This window comes from Shewanella sp. SG44-6 (assembly GCF_014164185.1).
In the GTDB taxonomy this organism is placed as follows: Bacteria; Pseudomonadota; Gammaproteobacteria; order Enterobacterales; family Shewanellaceae; genus Shewanella; species Shewanella vesiculosa.
The window spans coordinates 1-15,816 of the sequence record NZ_JACJER010000109.1; the positions used below are offsets into that span (position 1 = coordinate 1).

Annotated in this window: 13 protein-coding genes; all 13 read left to right on the forward strand. The window is 43.4% G+C overall.

The window, feature by feature from the left end; genetic code table 11:
• On the forward strand, positions 1–70 hold a 70-nt coding region (locus H5185_RS16625), incomplete at its 5' end, for a hypothetical protein (protein WP_198552046.1).
• 268 nt (positions 71–338) lie between these two features.
• A complete protein-coding gene (gene secE / locus H5185_RS16630) occupies positions 339–710 on the forward strand; it encodes a preprotein translocase subunit SecE (RefSeq protein WP_011635627.1) in 372 nt (123 codons plus the stop codon).
• A 10-nt stretch (positions 711–720) separates the two neighbouring features.
• Positions 721–1,272, forward strand: a complete 552-nt coding sequence (nusG, locus tag H5185_RS16635; RefSeq protein WP_124017699.1) for a transcription termination/antitermination protein NusG — start codon at positions 721–723, stop codon at positions 1,270–1,272.
• A 128-nt stretch (positions 1,273–1,400) separates the two neighbouring features.
• Positions 1,401–1,829, forward strand: coding sequence for a 50S ribosomal protein L11 (rplK, locus tag H5185_RS16640; RefSeq protein ID WP_124017698.1), 429 nt, complete (start codon positions 1,401–1,403; stop codon positions 1,827–1,829).
• Between the two features lie 4 nt (positions 1,830–1,833).
• Positions 1,834–2,535, forward strand: a complete 702-nt coding sequence (gene rplA / locus H5185_RS16645) for a 50S ribosomal protein L1 (protein ID WP_124017697.1) — start codon at positions 1,834–1,836, stop codon at positions 2,533–2,535.
• 274 nt (positions 2,536–2,809) lie between these two features.
• Positions 2,810–3,310 (forward strand): 50S ribosomal protein L10, encoded by a 501-nt coding sequence (gene rplJ / locus H5185_RS16650; protein WP_124017696.1) that lies wholly within the window; start codon positions 2,810–2,812, stop codon positions 3,308–3,310.
• 54 nt (positions 3,311–3,364) lie between these two features.
• Entirely contained in the window at positions 3,365–3,730 is a 366-nt protein-coding gene (rplL, locus tag H5185_RS16655; RefSeq protein WP_124017695.1) for a 50S ribosomal protein L7/L12, read from the forward strand.
• Positions 3,731–3,964: 234 nt separating this feature from the next.
• The gene (gene rpoB, locus H5185_RS16660) at positions 3,965–7,996 is read left to right on the forward strand and encodes a DNA-directed RNA polymerase subunit beta (protein ID WP_124017694.1); all 4,032 of its coding nucleotides are present in this window, start codon (positions 3,965–3,967) and stop codon (positions 7,994–7,996) included.
• Positions 7,997–8,078: 82 nt separating this feature from the next.
• Entirely contained in the window at positions 8,079–12,305 is a 4,227-nt protein-coding gene (gene rpoC / locus H5185_RS16665; protein ID WP_124017693.1) for a DNA-directed RNA polymerase subunit beta', read from the forward strand.
• Positions 12,306–12,482: 177 nt separating this feature from the next.
• Positions 12,483–12,857, forward strand: coding sequence for a 30S ribosomal protein S12 (rpsL, locus tag H5185_RS16670; RefSeq protein WP_101033703.1), 375 nt, complete (start codon positions 12,483–12,485; stop codon positions 12,855–12,857).
• An 82-nt stretch (positions 12,858–12,939) separates the two neighbouring features.
• Positions 12,940–13,410, forward strand: a complete 471-nt coding sequence (gene rpsG / locus H5185_RS16675) for a 30S ribosomal protein S7 (RefSeq protein ID WP_011635636.1) — start codon at positions 12,940–12,942, stop codon at positions 13,408–13,410.
• A 79-nt stretch (positions 13,411–13,489) separates the two neighbouring features.
• Positions 13,490–15,586, forward strand: a complete 2,097-nt coding sequence (fusA, locus tag H5185_RS16680) for an elongation factor G (protein ID WP_124017692.1) — start codon at positions 13,490–13,492, stop codon at positions 15,584–15,586.
• A 69-nt stretch (positions 15,587–15,655) separates the two neighbouring features.
• Positions 15,656–15,816 (forward strand): GTP-binding protein (locus tag H5185_RS16685; RefSeq protein ID WP_310736155.1); only part of this gene is annotated, 161 nt, incomplete at its 3' end.

Sequence of the window (15,816 nt, forward strand, 5' to 3'; positions counted from 1 at the left end):
TTTACGTTTCGCTATCCGTGAAGGTGGCCGTACAGTTGGTGCAGGTGTTGTAGCTAAAATCATCGCGTAATAGCGACTTTAGTGAACACTAAAAAAGGAAGCTTAGGCTTCCTTTTTTATTTTTAGGGTAAAGTTAGCAATAAAAATCGATTTTTTGATTGATTTGTTAATCTTACTTTACCTGTATTGTTGCGAACAAAGCTGAATAAGAATACAATCTATGGCCGATTTTTGACCCTGTGCTTATGCATTTTCCGGGAAAGTTCGGAAATGTGGATTTGGTGAATATGTTGTTTACCAAGCTAAGCCCAGGTCGTAGTGAGTAACGGAATTAACCGATGACAACAAATACTGAAAACCAGAGTAATTCTTTGGATATCGTTAAGTGGGGCATAGCAGCATTGCTTATTGCTACTGCTGTTATAGGCAATCAATTTTATGCAGATGCTAATGTTGTAGCTCGTGTTGCTGGGGTAATTATTGCCTTTGCTATTGCAGGTATCATTGCACTGCAGACAAGTAAGGGAAAGCAGGCGCAATCTTTTGCTCGTGAAGCACATATTGAAGTGCGCAAAGTCGTTTGGCCAACTCGCCAAGAGGCGCTAAACACTACCTTTATTGTACTTGCAGCTACTGCAGTAATGGCATTAATCCTTTGGGGATTAGATGCTATATTGTTACGAGTAGTCAATTTAATTACTGGCGTATAGGCATCTGAAAATGACTGAAGTTACAGAAGCGAAAAAAAGATGGTATGTGATCCAAGCCTTTTCAGGCTATGAAGGCCGTGTGCTTAAAACACTGCTAGAACATATCAAAATGCATAACATGGAAGCATACTTTGGTGAGATTTTAGTTCCTACTGAAGAAGTTGTTGAAATGCGTGCAGGTCAACGCCGTAAAAGTGAACGCAAATTTTTCCCTGGTTATGTATTGGTCCAGATGGAAATGAACGATGATAGCTGGCACTTAGTCAAAAGCATTCCACGTGTAATGGGCTTTATCGGTGGAACATCGGATCGCCCTGCACCGATTTCTGACAAAGAAGCTGATGCAATTCTTCAGCGTCTACAAGATACTGTTGAGTCTCCAACTCATCGTATTATGTATGAGCCTGGTGAAGTGGTTCGCGTTTGTGACGGTCCATTTGCTGACTTTAACGGTACAATCGAAGAAGTCGATTATGAAAAGAACCGTATTAAAGTTTCGGTGATGATTTTCGGTCGTTCAACACCAGTAGAACTCGATTTTAATCAAGTCGAAAAGAGCTGATTAAAATAACTACAAATATATATTGTTTGCGGGTGCGTATTTTTATATAATTCGCACCCGTTGTTTTCAGGGGAGCGTATTGGCATGTCGCCAAGATGCGTTTGAACCCAAATAGAGGAAATGTCGACATGGCAAAGAAAATTGAAGCTTATATCAAGCTACAAGTAGCAGCCGGTGCTGCAAACCCGTCTCCACCAGTTGGACCTGCTTTAGGTCAAAAAGGTGTGAACATCATGGAATTCTGTAAAGCATTCAACGCTCGTACTGAAAAGTTCGAAAAAGGTATGCCGATTCCTGTTGTTATCACTGTATATAACGACCGTTCTTTCACTTTTGAAACTAAGACTCCACCTGCATCTTTCTTATTGCTTAAAGCAGTAGGTCTGAAATCAGGTTCTGGCCGTCCTAATACTCAAAAAGTAGGTACTATTAAGCGTAGCGCAGTTCAGGAAATTGCTGAATCTAAAGCCGCTGATATGACTGGTGCTGATATTGAAGCGATGACTCGCTCAATTGAAGGTACTGCACGTTCAATGGGTTTGGTAGTAGAGGACTAATATAATGGCAAAGCTAACTAAGCGCGCTCGCGTTATCCGCGAAAAAGTTGATGCAACAAAATTGTATGACATCAGCGAAGCTGTAGTACTTTTACAAGAATTAGCGACTGCTAAGTTTGTTGAAAGTGTTGATGTAGCTGTTAATCTAGGCATCGATCCTCGTAAATCAGATCAAAACGTGCGTGGTGCTACTGTACTTCCACATGGTACTGGTCGTGATGTTCGTGTTGCTGTATTCACACAAGGTGCAAACGCTGAAGCTGCTATCGCTGCTGGCGCAGAACTTGTGGGTATGGAAGATTTAGCTGAAAAAGTTAAAGCTGGCGAAATGAACTTCGACGTGGTTATCGCATCTCCAGATGCAATGCGCGTTGTTGGTATGTTAGGTCAAATTTTAGGCCCTCGTGGTTTAATGCCTAACCCTAAAACTGGTACAGTAACGCCAAACGTTGCTGAAGCAGTTAAGAATGCCAAAGCAGGTCAAGTTCGTTACAGAAACGACAAAAATGGTATTATCCACACAACTATCGGTAAAGTTACATTCACTACTGAACAGTTGAAAGAAAACTTAGAATCGTTAGTGTCAGCACTGAAAAAGGCTAAGCCTGCAGTTGCTAAAGGCATTTACGTGAAAAAGATTAGCATCTCTACCACTATGGGTGCAGGTGTAGCTATCGACCAGGGTTCTCTGGACGAAGTTAAGTAATATACAAAGCGCGCGTATTAGTCTATAATGCGCGCACTTTGTGGGTTGAAGCCGCTTTTATACATAAGTGAATCACTTTTTGTATATTAGAGCCGGTTTCCGTCCAAGACCGCAGGTGTTAATCGTAAGGTTAACTTAATTTCCAGCGTAGACGGTGTCAGGCCCCAGCTAAATTTTTTTACTGGAAAATCTGCACCGTAAGTAACTAAACACATTTGTGTTTAGTTTGGTAAATTCTAGGGAATTCCCTAGGTAGAATCCAGGAGTAAAGCCAATGGCATTAAGACTCGAAGACAAACAGGCAATTGTGGCTGAAGTCAACGAAGCTGCCAAAGGTGCACTTTCTGCAGTTGTTGCCGATTCACGTGGCGTAACTGTAGGTGCTATGACCGGTCTGCGTAAAGCTGCTCGCGAAAATGGTGTGTTTGTACGTGTAGTACGTAACACTCTTGCTCGTCGTGCAGTTCAAGGTACAGCTTTTGAGTGCCTAGCAGAAACGTTCACTGGCCCAACTTTAATAGCTTTCTCTAACGAGCATCCAGGTGCTGCAGCGCGTCTTTTAAAAGACTTCGCTAAGGGTCAAGCAAAATTTGAAGTTAAAGGTGCAGCTTTCGAAGGGATGTTTATCCCTGCAGCTGATATTGATCGTTTAGCGAAACTACCAACTTACGACGAAGCACTAGCTCAGTTGATGATGACTATGAAAGAAGCATCTGCTGGCAAATTCGTACGTACATTGGCCGCCCTTCGCGATCAAAAACAAGACGCCGCTTAATTATAAGCAGGCAGCTTAATAAAATTGAATTCAGAACAATAGGAAATATTTCTAATGTCTATCACTAAAGACCAAATGTTAGAAGCTTTTGCAGCAATGTCTGTAATGGAAGTAGTTGAACTAATCGAAGCTATGGAAGAGAAATTCGGCGTTTCTGCTGCTGCTGCAGTAGTTTCAGGCGGCGGCGATGCTGTTGTTGCTGAAGAGCAAACAGAATTTGACGTAGTTCTTACTTCTCATGGCGAAAACAAAGTTGCTGTTATTAAAGCACTTCGTAGCGCTACAGGTTTAGGCCTAAAAGAAGCTAAAACTATGGCTGAATCTTCTCCAATCGCAGTTAAAGAAGCTGTGTCTAAAGAAGAAGCTGCAACTCTTAAAGCTGATCTAGAAGCCGCTGGTGCTTCTGTTGAAGTTAAGTAAGCTGTAATTTAGCTTGCATCACCCAAGCAATTGGGTGAAGGCTGGCGGTTTTTTAACCGTCGGCCTTTTTTGCGCTTTATGCGCAGGCGATTTTTTTTCACCGTTTGTCGCCAGTTTTAGCAGTCCCTAGCAGAGATTACTGGTTAGGTTCTTGCCATCAACGGTGATGGGCAAACGTGCTGATTTAATTAAATTATTTCAGTCTTGGTCACATCTCGTAAGCAGAGGAAACCCATGGTTTACTCCTATTCTGAAAAGAAGCGTATTCGCAAAGACTTTGGTAAGCGTCCAAAAGTTTTGGACATCCCTTATTTATTGTCTATCCAGTTAGACTCTTTTAAGAAGTTCACCGATCAAGACCCTACGGGTGAGCGTGGCTTAGAAGCTGCATTCCGTAGCGTTTTTCCTATCAAGAGCTTTTCTGGCTATTCTGAGCTGCAATATGTCAGCTACAAGCTAGGTGAGCCAGTTTTTGATGTGAAAGAATGTCAGATCCGCGGTGTTACTTATTCGGCACCACTACGCGTTAAATTACGCATGGTGTTGTTTGACCGTGAAGCTGCTGCTGGCACTGTTAAAGACATTAAAGAGCAAGAAGTCTACATGGGTGATATACCTATGATGACTAATAACGGTACTTTCGTTATTAACGGTACTGAGCGTGTAATCGTGTCTCAGTTACACCGTTCTCCAGGTGTGTTCTTTGATCATGACCGTGGTAAAACCCACTCTTCTGGTAAGGTGCTGTATAACGCACGTATTATTCCTTACCGTGGTTCATGGCTTGACTTTGAATTTGATCCTAAAGATGCTCTATTCGTTCGTATTGACCGTCGTCGTAAATTACCGGCTACTATCATTTTACGAGCGCTTGAATATTCTACTCAAGATATCCTCGATTTATTCTTTGAGCGTATCGAGTTTAAGATTAAAAAAGACTCATTAGTGATGTCACTAGTGCCTGACCGCCTACGTGGTGAAACTGCTGGCTATGACATTAAAGATGCTGAAGGCTCTTTATTAGTTGAAGCTGGTCGTCGCATCACTGCGCGTCACATTAAGCAACTTGAAAAAACCAACACGACTGAGCTAGAAGTGCCAGTAGATTATATTGTTGGTAAGTATGCTGCTCAAGACTACATCGATGAAGATACCGGTGAAGTTTTAGTGACCGCAAACAGCGAGATTACCTTAGAAGATTTAGCTAAGTTATCACTTGCTGGTATTAAGAATATTGATACTTTGTTTATCAATGATCTTGATCATGGTGCTTATATTGCTGACACATTACGCATTGATTCAACAACTAACCGCTTAGAAGCTTTAGTTGAAATCTACCGTATGATGCGTCCTGGCGAGCCACCAACCAAAGATGCTGCTGAAGGTTTATTCCAAAACCTATTCTTCAGTGAAGAACGTTATGACTTATCTAAAGTAGGTCGTATGAAGTTCAACCGTCGTCTTGAGATTGCAGAAGACGAAGGTAACGGTGTGTTGTCTAAAGAAGACATCGTATCTGTTATGAAGAAAATCATCGAAATCCGTAATGGTTATGATGAAGTCGACGATATTGACCACTTAGGTAACCGTCGTATTCGTAGCGTTGGTGAAATGGCTGAAAACCAGTTCCGTGTTGGTTTAGTCCGTGTTGAGCGTGCTGTTCGTGAGCGTCTATCTTTAGGCGATTTAAACGAGCTAATGCCACAAGACTTGATTAACGCTAAGCCAATTTCTGCGGCAGTGAAAGAATTTTTTGGTTCTTCACAATTGTCACAGTTTATGGATCAAAACAACCCGCTATCAGAAGTGACGCATAAGCGTCGTATTTCTGCGCTTGGCCCAGGTGGTTTGACTCGTGAGCGTGCTGGTTTCGAAGTTCGTGACGTACATCCAACTCACTACGGTCGTTTATGTCCAATTGAGACCCCTGAAGGTCCAAACATTGGTCTAATCAACTCGTTAGCAAGTTTTGCGCGCACTAACTCTTACGGCTTCCTAGAAACACCTTACCGCAAAGTGGTTGATGGTGTGATTACTGATGATGTTGAATACTTATCAGCAATCGAAGAAGGTCGTTATGTTATTGCTCAGGCTAACATCGAAGTTGATGCTGATGGCCGTATGGCAGAAGAACAAATCGCTTGTCGTCACAAAGGTGAGTCTACCTTTATGCGCGCAGCCGATGTTCAGTATATGGACGTATCTCCACAGCAGATTATTTCTGTTGCAGCATCATTAATTCCGTTCTTAGAACACGATGATGCTAACCGCGCATTGATGGGTGCAAACATGCAACGTCAAGCAGTACCTACTTTACGTGCTGATAAGCCGTTAGTCGGAACGGGTATTGAACGTACTCTTGCTGTTGACTCTGGTGTGGTTGTAGCTGCTAAACGTGGCGGTGTGGTTGATTATGTTGATGCTAGCCGTATCGTAGTTAAAGTAAATGAAGATGAGCTACACGCAGGTGAAGCCGGTATCGACATTTACAACCTAACTAAATATACCCGTTCAAACCAAAACACTTGTATTAACCAACGTCCTTGTTGTTCTGTTGGTGAGCCAGTGGTTCGTGGCGATGTATTGGCCGATGGTCCATCTACCGATTTAGGTGATTTGGCGCTTGGTCAGAACATGCGCATCGCGTTCATGCCTTGGAACGGTTATAACTTCGAAGATTCGATCTTAATTTCTGAGCGCGTAGCGCAAGAAGATCGTTTTACTACTATCCATATTCAGGAGCTTTCTTGTATTGCTCGTGATACTAAATTGGGTAGCGAAGAAATCACTGCTGATATTCCAAACGTAGGTGAGTCTGCTTTATCTAAATTAGATGAATCAGGTATCGTTTATATTGGTGCAGAAGTGAAGGGTGGCGACATTCTTGTGGGTAAAGTGACACCTAAGGGTGAAACACAGTTAACTCCAGAAGAGAAACTACTCCGAGCTATTTTTGGTGAAAAAGCTTCTGACGTTAAGGACAGCTCATTACGTGTTCCTAACTCAGTGAAAGGCACCATCATCGACGTACAGGTATTTACCCGTGACGGCGTTGAGAAAGATAAGCGTGCGCTTGAAATTGAAGAAATGCATGTTCGCCAAGCTCGTAAAGACTTAGGTGAAGAGTTCAAGATCCTTGAAGAAGGCGTATTGGGCCGTGCACGTAACTTGTTATTGTCTGTAGGTTATTCTGAAGCTAAGTTAGCTGAGATCCCACGTAAAGACGTATTAATCCAAGTTATCGACGATGAAGCAAAACAAACTGAATTAGAGCAGTTAGCTGAACAGCATGAAGAGCTTAAAGCAGACTTCGATAAGACATTTGAAATCAAGCGTCGCAAGATCACCCAAGGTGATGACTTGGCACCTGGTGTATTGAAAATTGTTAAGGTTTACCTTGCAGTTAAACGTACTATCCAGCCTGGTGACAAGATGGCAGGTCGTCATGGTAACAAAGGTGTTATCTCGAAGATTTGTCCTGTTGAAGACATGCCATACGATGAAGAAGGTAATCCTGTAGACATCGTACTTAACCCATTGGGCGTACCTTCGCGTATGAACATCGGTCAGGTACTTGAAGTCCACATGGGCGCAGCAGCTAAGGGTATCGGTAATAAAATTACTGCTATGCTTGAAGAGCAGCGTGAAATTGCCGAACTTCGTGGTTACATCAAACAAGTTTATGAATTAGGTGATGACGTGCTTCAACGCGTTGATATCGATTCGTTTACTGATGATGAAGTTGTGCGCTTGGCTACCAACCTTAAAGGTGGTATTCCAATTGCTACACCAGCATTCGACGGTGCTAAAGAGAAAGAGATCAAGCAAATGCTTGCTCTTGCAGGCTTACCTGAGTCTGGCCAGTTGACATTATGTGACGGCCGTACCGGTAACGAATTTGAGCGTAAAGTAACCGTTGGTTACATGTATATGCTTAAATTGAACCACTTAGTAGATGACAAGATGCACGCTCGTTCTACGGGTTCGTACAGCTTAGTGACTCAACAACCATTGGGCGGTAAAGCTCAATTTGGTGGTCAGCGTTTCGGTGAGATGGAAGTGTGGGCACTTGAAGCATATGGTGCTGCTTATACTCTACAAGAAATGCTAACAGTTAAATCAGATGACGTTAACGGTCGTACTCAGATGTATAAAAACATCGTCGACGGTAACCATCAGATGCAACCTGGCATGCCTGAGTCTTTCAACGTATTGTTGAAGGAAATTCGTTCACTTGGTATTAATATCGAGTTGGACCAAGAGTAAGCATCGCACTTAAGCAATGTTTGGTAACCAAGGGTGCTTTGCAGCAGCAAAGCACCTGGTTTAACTCCTTCAGGAGAGAAACGTGAAAGACTTATTAAAGTTTCTTAAACAGCAAAGTAAGACTGAAGAATTTAACGGTATTAAAATTGGTTTGGCCTCGCCAGATCTAATCCGTTCTTGGTCTTTTGGTGAAGTAAAGAAGCCAGAAACCATTAACTACCGTACATTCAAGCCTGAACGTGAAGGTTTGTTTTGTGCGCGTATCTTTGGTCCGGTTAAAGATTACGAATGTTTGTGTGGTAAATACAAGCGTTTGAAGCACCGTGGTGTTATTTGTGAAAAGTGTGGCGTAGAAGTTACCCAGACTAAAGTGCGTCGTGAGCGCATGGGTCACATTGATCTGGCTAGTCCAGTTGCCCACATTTGGTTCTTAAAATCACTTCCGTCACGTATTGGCTTAATGCTAGATATGACGTTGCGTGATATTGAACGCGTACTGTATTTCGAATCATTTGTTGTTATCGAGCCTGGTATGACCACGCTTGAGCGCGGCCAAATGCTGACCGAAGAAACGTATCTTGATGCGTTAGAAGAATACGGTGACGAGTTTGAAGCTAAAATGGGTGCTGAAGCAGTTCTTGAATTGCTACGTGCTATCAATTTAGCTGAACAGATCGAGCAAATGCGTGAAGAGTTGCCTTCAATTAACTCTGAAACCCGTCGTAAAAAGGTCACTAAACGCCTTAAATTGATGGAAGCATTCTTCACTTCTGGCAACAAGCCAGAGTGGATGATCTTAAAAGTATTACCGGTTCTTCCACCTGATCTACGTCCATTAGTGCCGTTAGATGGTGGTCGTTTCGCGACATCAGATCTTAACGATCTTTACCGTCGTGTTATTAACCGTAACAACCGCTTAAAGCGTCTGTTAGATTTAGCTGCGCCTGACATTATTGTACGTAACGAAAAACGTATGTTACAAGAGTCAGTTGATGCGCTATTAGATAACGGTCGTCGCGGTCGTGCTATTACCGGTTCTAACAAGCGTCCGCTTAAATCTCTTGCTGATATGATCAAGGGTAAGCAAGGTCGTTTCCGTCAGAACTTACTTGGTAAGCGTGTTGACTATTCAGGCCGTTCGGTAATTACCGTAGGTCCTACTTTACGTCTGCATCAGTGTGGTCTTCCTAAGAAGATGGCGCTTGAGCTATTCAAACCATTTATTTACGGCAAGTTAGAAGCGCGTGGTTTAGCGACGACTATTAAAGCTGCTAAGAAAATGGTTGAACGCGAACAGGCTGAAGTATGGGATGTGTTAGACGAAGTGATTCGTGAACATCCAGTAATGCTTAACCGTGCACCAACACTTCACAGACTAGGTATTCAAGCATTTGAACCTGTACTGATTGAAGGTAAAGCAATTCAATTGCATCCGTTAGTTTGTGCGGCATACAACGCCGACTTCGACGGTGACCAAATGGCGGTTCACGTACCATTAACGCTTGAAGCTCAGTTAGAAGCTCGTGCGCTAATGATGTCAACCAACAACATTTTGTCACCTGCTAACGGTGAGCCAGTAATTACGCCGTCTCAGGACGTTGTATTAGGTTTGTACTACACCAGCCGTGAATGTATTAACGGTCGCGGTGAAGGTATGGCATTCGCTGATGTGTCAGAAGTAGAAAAAGCCTACGCTACTGGTGTTGCTGAACTACATGCTCGCGTTAAAGTGCGTATTACCGAAACCAACATCGCAGAAGATGGCGAAAGAACTAAAGCAACTCGTATCATTGATACGACTGTTGGTCGTGCTCTTTTATCATTAATTTTGCCTGAAGGCTTATCGTATGATTTGGTTAACCAAAACATGGGTAAGAAACAGATTTCTAAGCTGTTGAACACTTGTTATCGTCAACTAGGTCTTAAAGATACTGTTATCTTTGCTGACCAATTGATGTATACCGGTTTCCGTTTTGCAACCATTTCTGGTGCCTCTGTTGGTATCGATGACATGGTTATTCCTGACGAGAAATACACCTTAGTTGCAGACGCTGAAGCTGAAGTGCTTGAAATTCAAGAGCAGTTCCAGTCAGGTCTTGTAACAGCTGGTGAGCGTTACAACAAAGTAATCGATATCTGGGCAAGCGCGAACGAAAAAGTCTCTAAAGCCATGATGGAAAACTTGTCTACTGAGACAGTGATTAACCGTGATGGTGTACCTGAGCAACAAGCTTCGTTTAACAGCATCTATATGATGGCTGACTCAGGTGCTCGTGGTAGTGCTGCACAGATCCGTCAGCTAGCAGGTATGCGTGGTTTGATGGCTAAGCCAGATGGCTCAATCATCGAAACACCAATTACGGCTAACTTCCGTGAAGGTCTAAACGTACTTCAGTACTTTATTTCTACTCACGGTGCGCGTAAAGGTCTTGCCGATACAGCATTGAAGACAGCTAACTCGGGTTACTTGACTCGTCGTTTAGTAGACGTTGCACAAGACTTAGTTGTTATTGAAGATGACTGTGGTGTTGAGCATGGTCTAACAATGAAACCGCTTATTGAAGGTGGTGATGTTGTTGAGCCATTACGTGAACGTGTTCTAGGTCGTGTGGTTGCGCTTGACGTAATGAAGCCAGGTACAGATGAAGTGCTTGCTCCACGCAACACACTTCTTGATGAAGCATGGTGTAATACGTTAGAAGAACACAGTATCGACGAAGTCATTGTACGTTCTGTTATTACCTGTGACACAGACTTTGGTGTGTGTGCGGCATGTTACGGTCGTGACTTGGCTCGTGGTCATATTATTAACCACGGTGAAGCGATTGGTGTTGTTGCGGCGCAGTCTATTGGTGAACCTGGTACACAGTTAACCATGCGTACGTTCCACATTGGTGGTGCGGCATCTCGAGCTTCTGCAGAAAACAACGTTCAAGTTAAGAACGCGGGTTCTCTGAAGTTACACAATGCTAAGCATGTTTCAAATATCGACGGTAAGCTTGTAATTGTTTCTCGTTCTTCTGAGATAGCTATCATCGATGAGCTAGGTCGTGAGAAAGAGCGCTATAAAGTACCTTACGGTACCGTATTAGAGAAATTGGAAGAAAGTGAAGTTGCAGCTGGCGAAATCATCGCAAACTGGGATCCACATACTCACCCAATTATTTCTGAAGTTGCCGGTAGCGTGAAGTTCGTTGACATGATCGATGGCGTAACTATGACTCGCCAAACTGACGAGTTAACGGGTTTATCTTCTGTCGTGGTGCTCGATGTTGGTGCGCGTACTTCAGCCGGTAAAGAATTGCGTCCAGCTATTCGCTTAGTTGATGCCAATGGTAACGACTTAATGATCCCTGGTACTGAAGTACCAGCTCAATACTTCTTACCTGGTAACGCGATTGTGTCGAAAGACGATAACGCGAAAATCAACGTTGGTGATCCATTAGCACGTATTCCACAAGAATCGTCTAAAACTCGTGACATCACCGGTGGTCTACCACGTGTTGCTGACTTATTCGAAGCGCGTAAGCCGAAAGAGCCTGCAATTCTTGCAGAAATCTCAGGTACTATCTCGTTCGGTAAGGAAACTAAAGGTAAGCGTCGTCTAGTGATTACGCCAGCCGATGGTAGTGATCACTATGAAGAGATGATCCCTAAGTGGCGTAACTTAAACGTGTTCGAAGGTGAAAAAGTCGAACGTGGTGAAGTTATAGCAGACGGCCCAGAAGCGGCACACGACATTCTTCGTCTTCGTGGTATCCACAACGTAGCAAACTACATTGTGAACGAAGTACAAGATGTTTACCGTCTACAGGGCGTTAAGATCAACGATAAGCACATCGAAGTTATCATTCGTCAAATGTTACGTAAGTGTTTGATCACTTCAACAGGCGACACTGAATTCTTAGAAGGTGAGCAAGCAGAAGTTTCACGCGTGAAGATTGCTAACCGTGAGTTAATCGCTCAAGGTAAAACACCTGCAACGTTTGAACGTGAATTACTCGGTATTACCAAAGCGTCTTTGGCTACTGAATCATTCATTTCTGCAGCATCGTTCCAGGAAACCACTCGTGTGTTAACTGAAGCGGCCGTTGGCGGTAAGAGCGATCCATTACGTGGTCTGAAAGAAAACGTAATCGTTGGTCGTTTGATCCCAGCTGGTACTGGTTATGCTTATCACAAGACCCGTAACGAAGAACGCGCTAAAGTGTTAAGTTCTCGTGGCAAAGTAGCAGCTACAACTGTTACTGCAAGCGAAGCTGAACAGAACCTAGCAGATCTACTAAACTTGGCCGGTGGCCAAGATTAAGTTAGTTTTTTGTTAAAAAAAGGCGCCATTGGCGCCTTTTTTATTGGAATTTGCATGAAAAGTTGGCTATTTCTTGACAGATTGCCATTACCTTTCTAAAATTCCGCGTCCCACCATTGTGGGATATAGATTTTTCACACCTAATTGTTGAGCTTGAATCAACTGTCGGAGCTATACATGGCAACTGTTAACCAGTTGGTACGTAAGCCACGCGCGCCAAAAGTCGAAAAGACTAATGTGCCTGCGTTGAACGCGTGCCCACAAAAACGTGGTGTTTGTACTCGTGTGTACACTACAACACCTAAAAAACCTAACTCTGCACTACGTAAAGTAGCTCGTGTGCGCTTAACTAACGGTTTCGAAGTAACTTCGTATATCGGTGGTGAAGGCCATAACTTGCAAGAGCACAGTGTAATCCTAATCCGTGGTGGTCGTGTTAAAGACTTACCAGGTGTGCGTTACCACACTGTTCGTGGCGCATTAGACTGTGCTGGCGTGACTTCACGTCGCCAAGGCCGTTCTAAGTACGGTGCTAAGCGTCCTAAGTCTTAACGTATCCCGTTTAAGTAAGGCCAAGCTAGTATTTATTTGACATTCCAGTTTTGGAAATACCTGAAGCATACGGAGAATTAATATGCCAAGACGTCGCGTTGTAGGACAACGTAAAATCCTACCAGATCCAAAGTTTCACAGTGAGTTGTTGGCTAAGTTCATCAACGTCATCATGCAGGACGGCAAAAAGTCGACTGCAGAAAAAATCATTTACAAGGCACTAGATGTTGTCGCTGAAAAGAAAAGCGAAAATCATTTAAGTATCCTTGAAGCAGCTCTTGATAACGTTCGCCCATCAGTCGAAGTTAAATCTCGTCGCGTTGGTGGTTCTACTTATCAAGTACCATGTGAAGTTCGTCCAGTGCGTCGTAACGCACTAGCGATGCGCTGGTTAGTTGAAGCTGCTCGCAAACGTGGTGAAAAATCTATGGCTTTACGTCTAGCAGGTGAAATGCTAGATGCGTCTGAAAACAAAGGTACTGCGGTTAAGAAGCGTGAAGACGTGCATCGCATGGCTGAAGCTAACAAAGCCTTTGCTCATTACCGTTGGTAATATGATGGAGCGGACTTCGGTCCGCTCCATATTGTTGATATTGCTAAAACCAAAAGTTTTAGCTGAGAGGGTATAAATAGTGGCTCGTATAACCCCAATTGAGCGTTATCGAAATATCGGTATTGTTGCTCATGTGGATGCAGGTAAAACTACCACAACAGAACGTGTTCTGTTCTATACCGGTATGTCTCATAAAATCGGCGAGGTGCATGACGGCGCCGCCACGACAGATTGGATGGTACAAGAGCAAGAGCGTGGTATTACTATCACCTCTGCTGCAGTAACAACTTTTTGGCGCGGTATGGAAGCTCAGTTCACTGAACACCGTATTAATATCATCGATACCCCAGGTCACGTAGACTTCACTATTGAAGTCGAGCGTTCATTACGTGTTCTCGATGGCGCTGTAGTAGTATTCTGCGGCTCGTCAGGCGTTGAACCACAATCTGAAACCGTATGGCGTCAAGCTGATAAATACCACGTTCCGCGTCTGGTATTTGTTAATAAGATGGACCGTGCAGGTGCAGATTTCGACCGTGTAATAAATCAAATTCGTAATCGCCTTGGTGCGACTTGTGTACCAATTCATTTAAATATTGGTGCAGAAGAGAACTTCAAGGGTGTTATTGATTTAATTAAGATGAAAGCCATTAACTGGTCTGAAATAGATCAGGGGATGACATTCACTTATGAAGACATTCCTGCAAATCTAGCAGCAAAAGCGGCAGAGATGCATGAGTATCTCGTGGAAGCAGCAGCTGAAGCCTCTGATGAACTGATGAACAAGTACCTTGAAGAAGGTGAGTTATCAGAAGTCGAGATCAAAACAGCGTTGCGTCAGCGCACAATTAACAATGAGATCGTATTAGCAACTTGTGGTTCTGCATTTAAGAACAAAGGTGTGCAAGCGGTTCTCGATGCGGTAGTTGACTTCTTACCAGCGCCTAATGATGTACCTGCAATTACCGGTATTGATGACAGCGAAAACGAAGTTAAACGCCCACCCGATGATAATGCCCCTTTTGCGGCCTTAGCATTTAAAATTGCGACTGATCCATTTGTTGGTACACTGACCTTTATCCGCGTGTATTCAGGTGTGCTTGAATCAGGTTCTGGTGTTTATAATTCTGTTAAGCAGAAACGTGAGCGAGTAGGGCGTATTGTGCAAATGCACGCAAACGACCGAACAGAACTGAAAGAAGTACGTGCTGGTGATATAGCGGCTGCTATCGGTCTTAAAGATGTAACAACCGGTGATACTCTCTGCGATAATGATCACAGAGTGATTCTTGAGCGCATGGAGTTCCCTGAACCTGTAATTACCATTGCCGTTGAGCCTCGTTCAAAAGCCGACCAAGATAAAATGGGGATTGCGCTGCAAAAATTAGCAGCGGAAGATCCATCATTCAAAGTTGAGACTGATGACGAATCGGCACAAACACTGATATCTGGTATGGGCGAATTACACTTAGACATTATCGTTGACCGTATGCGTCGCGAGTTTGGTGTAGAGTGTAACGTAGGTAAACCACAGGTAGCCTACCGTGAAACAATTCGTTCTAAAGTTGAAGTGGAAGGTAAGTTCATACGTCAATCTGGCGGACGTGGTCAATTTGGTCATGTTTGGTTAAGAATTGAACCTCTCGAAGAGGGTTCTGGCTATGAATTTGTTAACGAAATAGTAGGCGGTGTAGTTCCTCGTGAATTCATTCCTGCCGTTGATAAAGGTATTCAAGAACAGATGAAAAACGGCGTTTTAGCCGGCTATCCTGTACTTGACGTGAAAGTCAGTTTATTTGATGGTTCATATCATGATGTGGACTCGAACGAAATGGCATTCAAAATTGCAGGTTCTATGGGCTTTAAACAGGGGGCGCTTGAAGCGTCTCCGGTGTTGCTCGAACCTTGTATGAAAGTAGAAGTGACTACACCTGAAAATTATATGGGCGACGTAGTGGGTGATTTAAACCGCCGTCGTGGCATAATCGAAGGTATGGACGATGGCATCGCAGGTGTTAAACTTGTCCACGCAGTAGTGCCTCTATCTGAAATGTTTGGTTATGCAACTGATTTGCGCTCTGCATCTCAGGGTCGTGCTTCATACTCTATGGAGTTCTTGAAGTACGCAGATGCACCGCAAAACATTGCAAAAGCGATTATAGAATCTCGTAACTAATATTGGTTACGGCATCAATGTTATATTGCTCGAATTAATCGAGCACTTCTGAAAAGAAAGGAATATATCGTGGCAAAAGCTAAATTTGAACGTATTAAGCCTCACGTAAACGTGGGCACCATCGGTCACGTTGACCATGGTAAAACAACTTTAACAGCAGCAATCTCTGCCGTTTTGTCTAAAACTTATGGTGGTGAAGTTAAAAACTTCGCTCAAATCGATAACGCTCC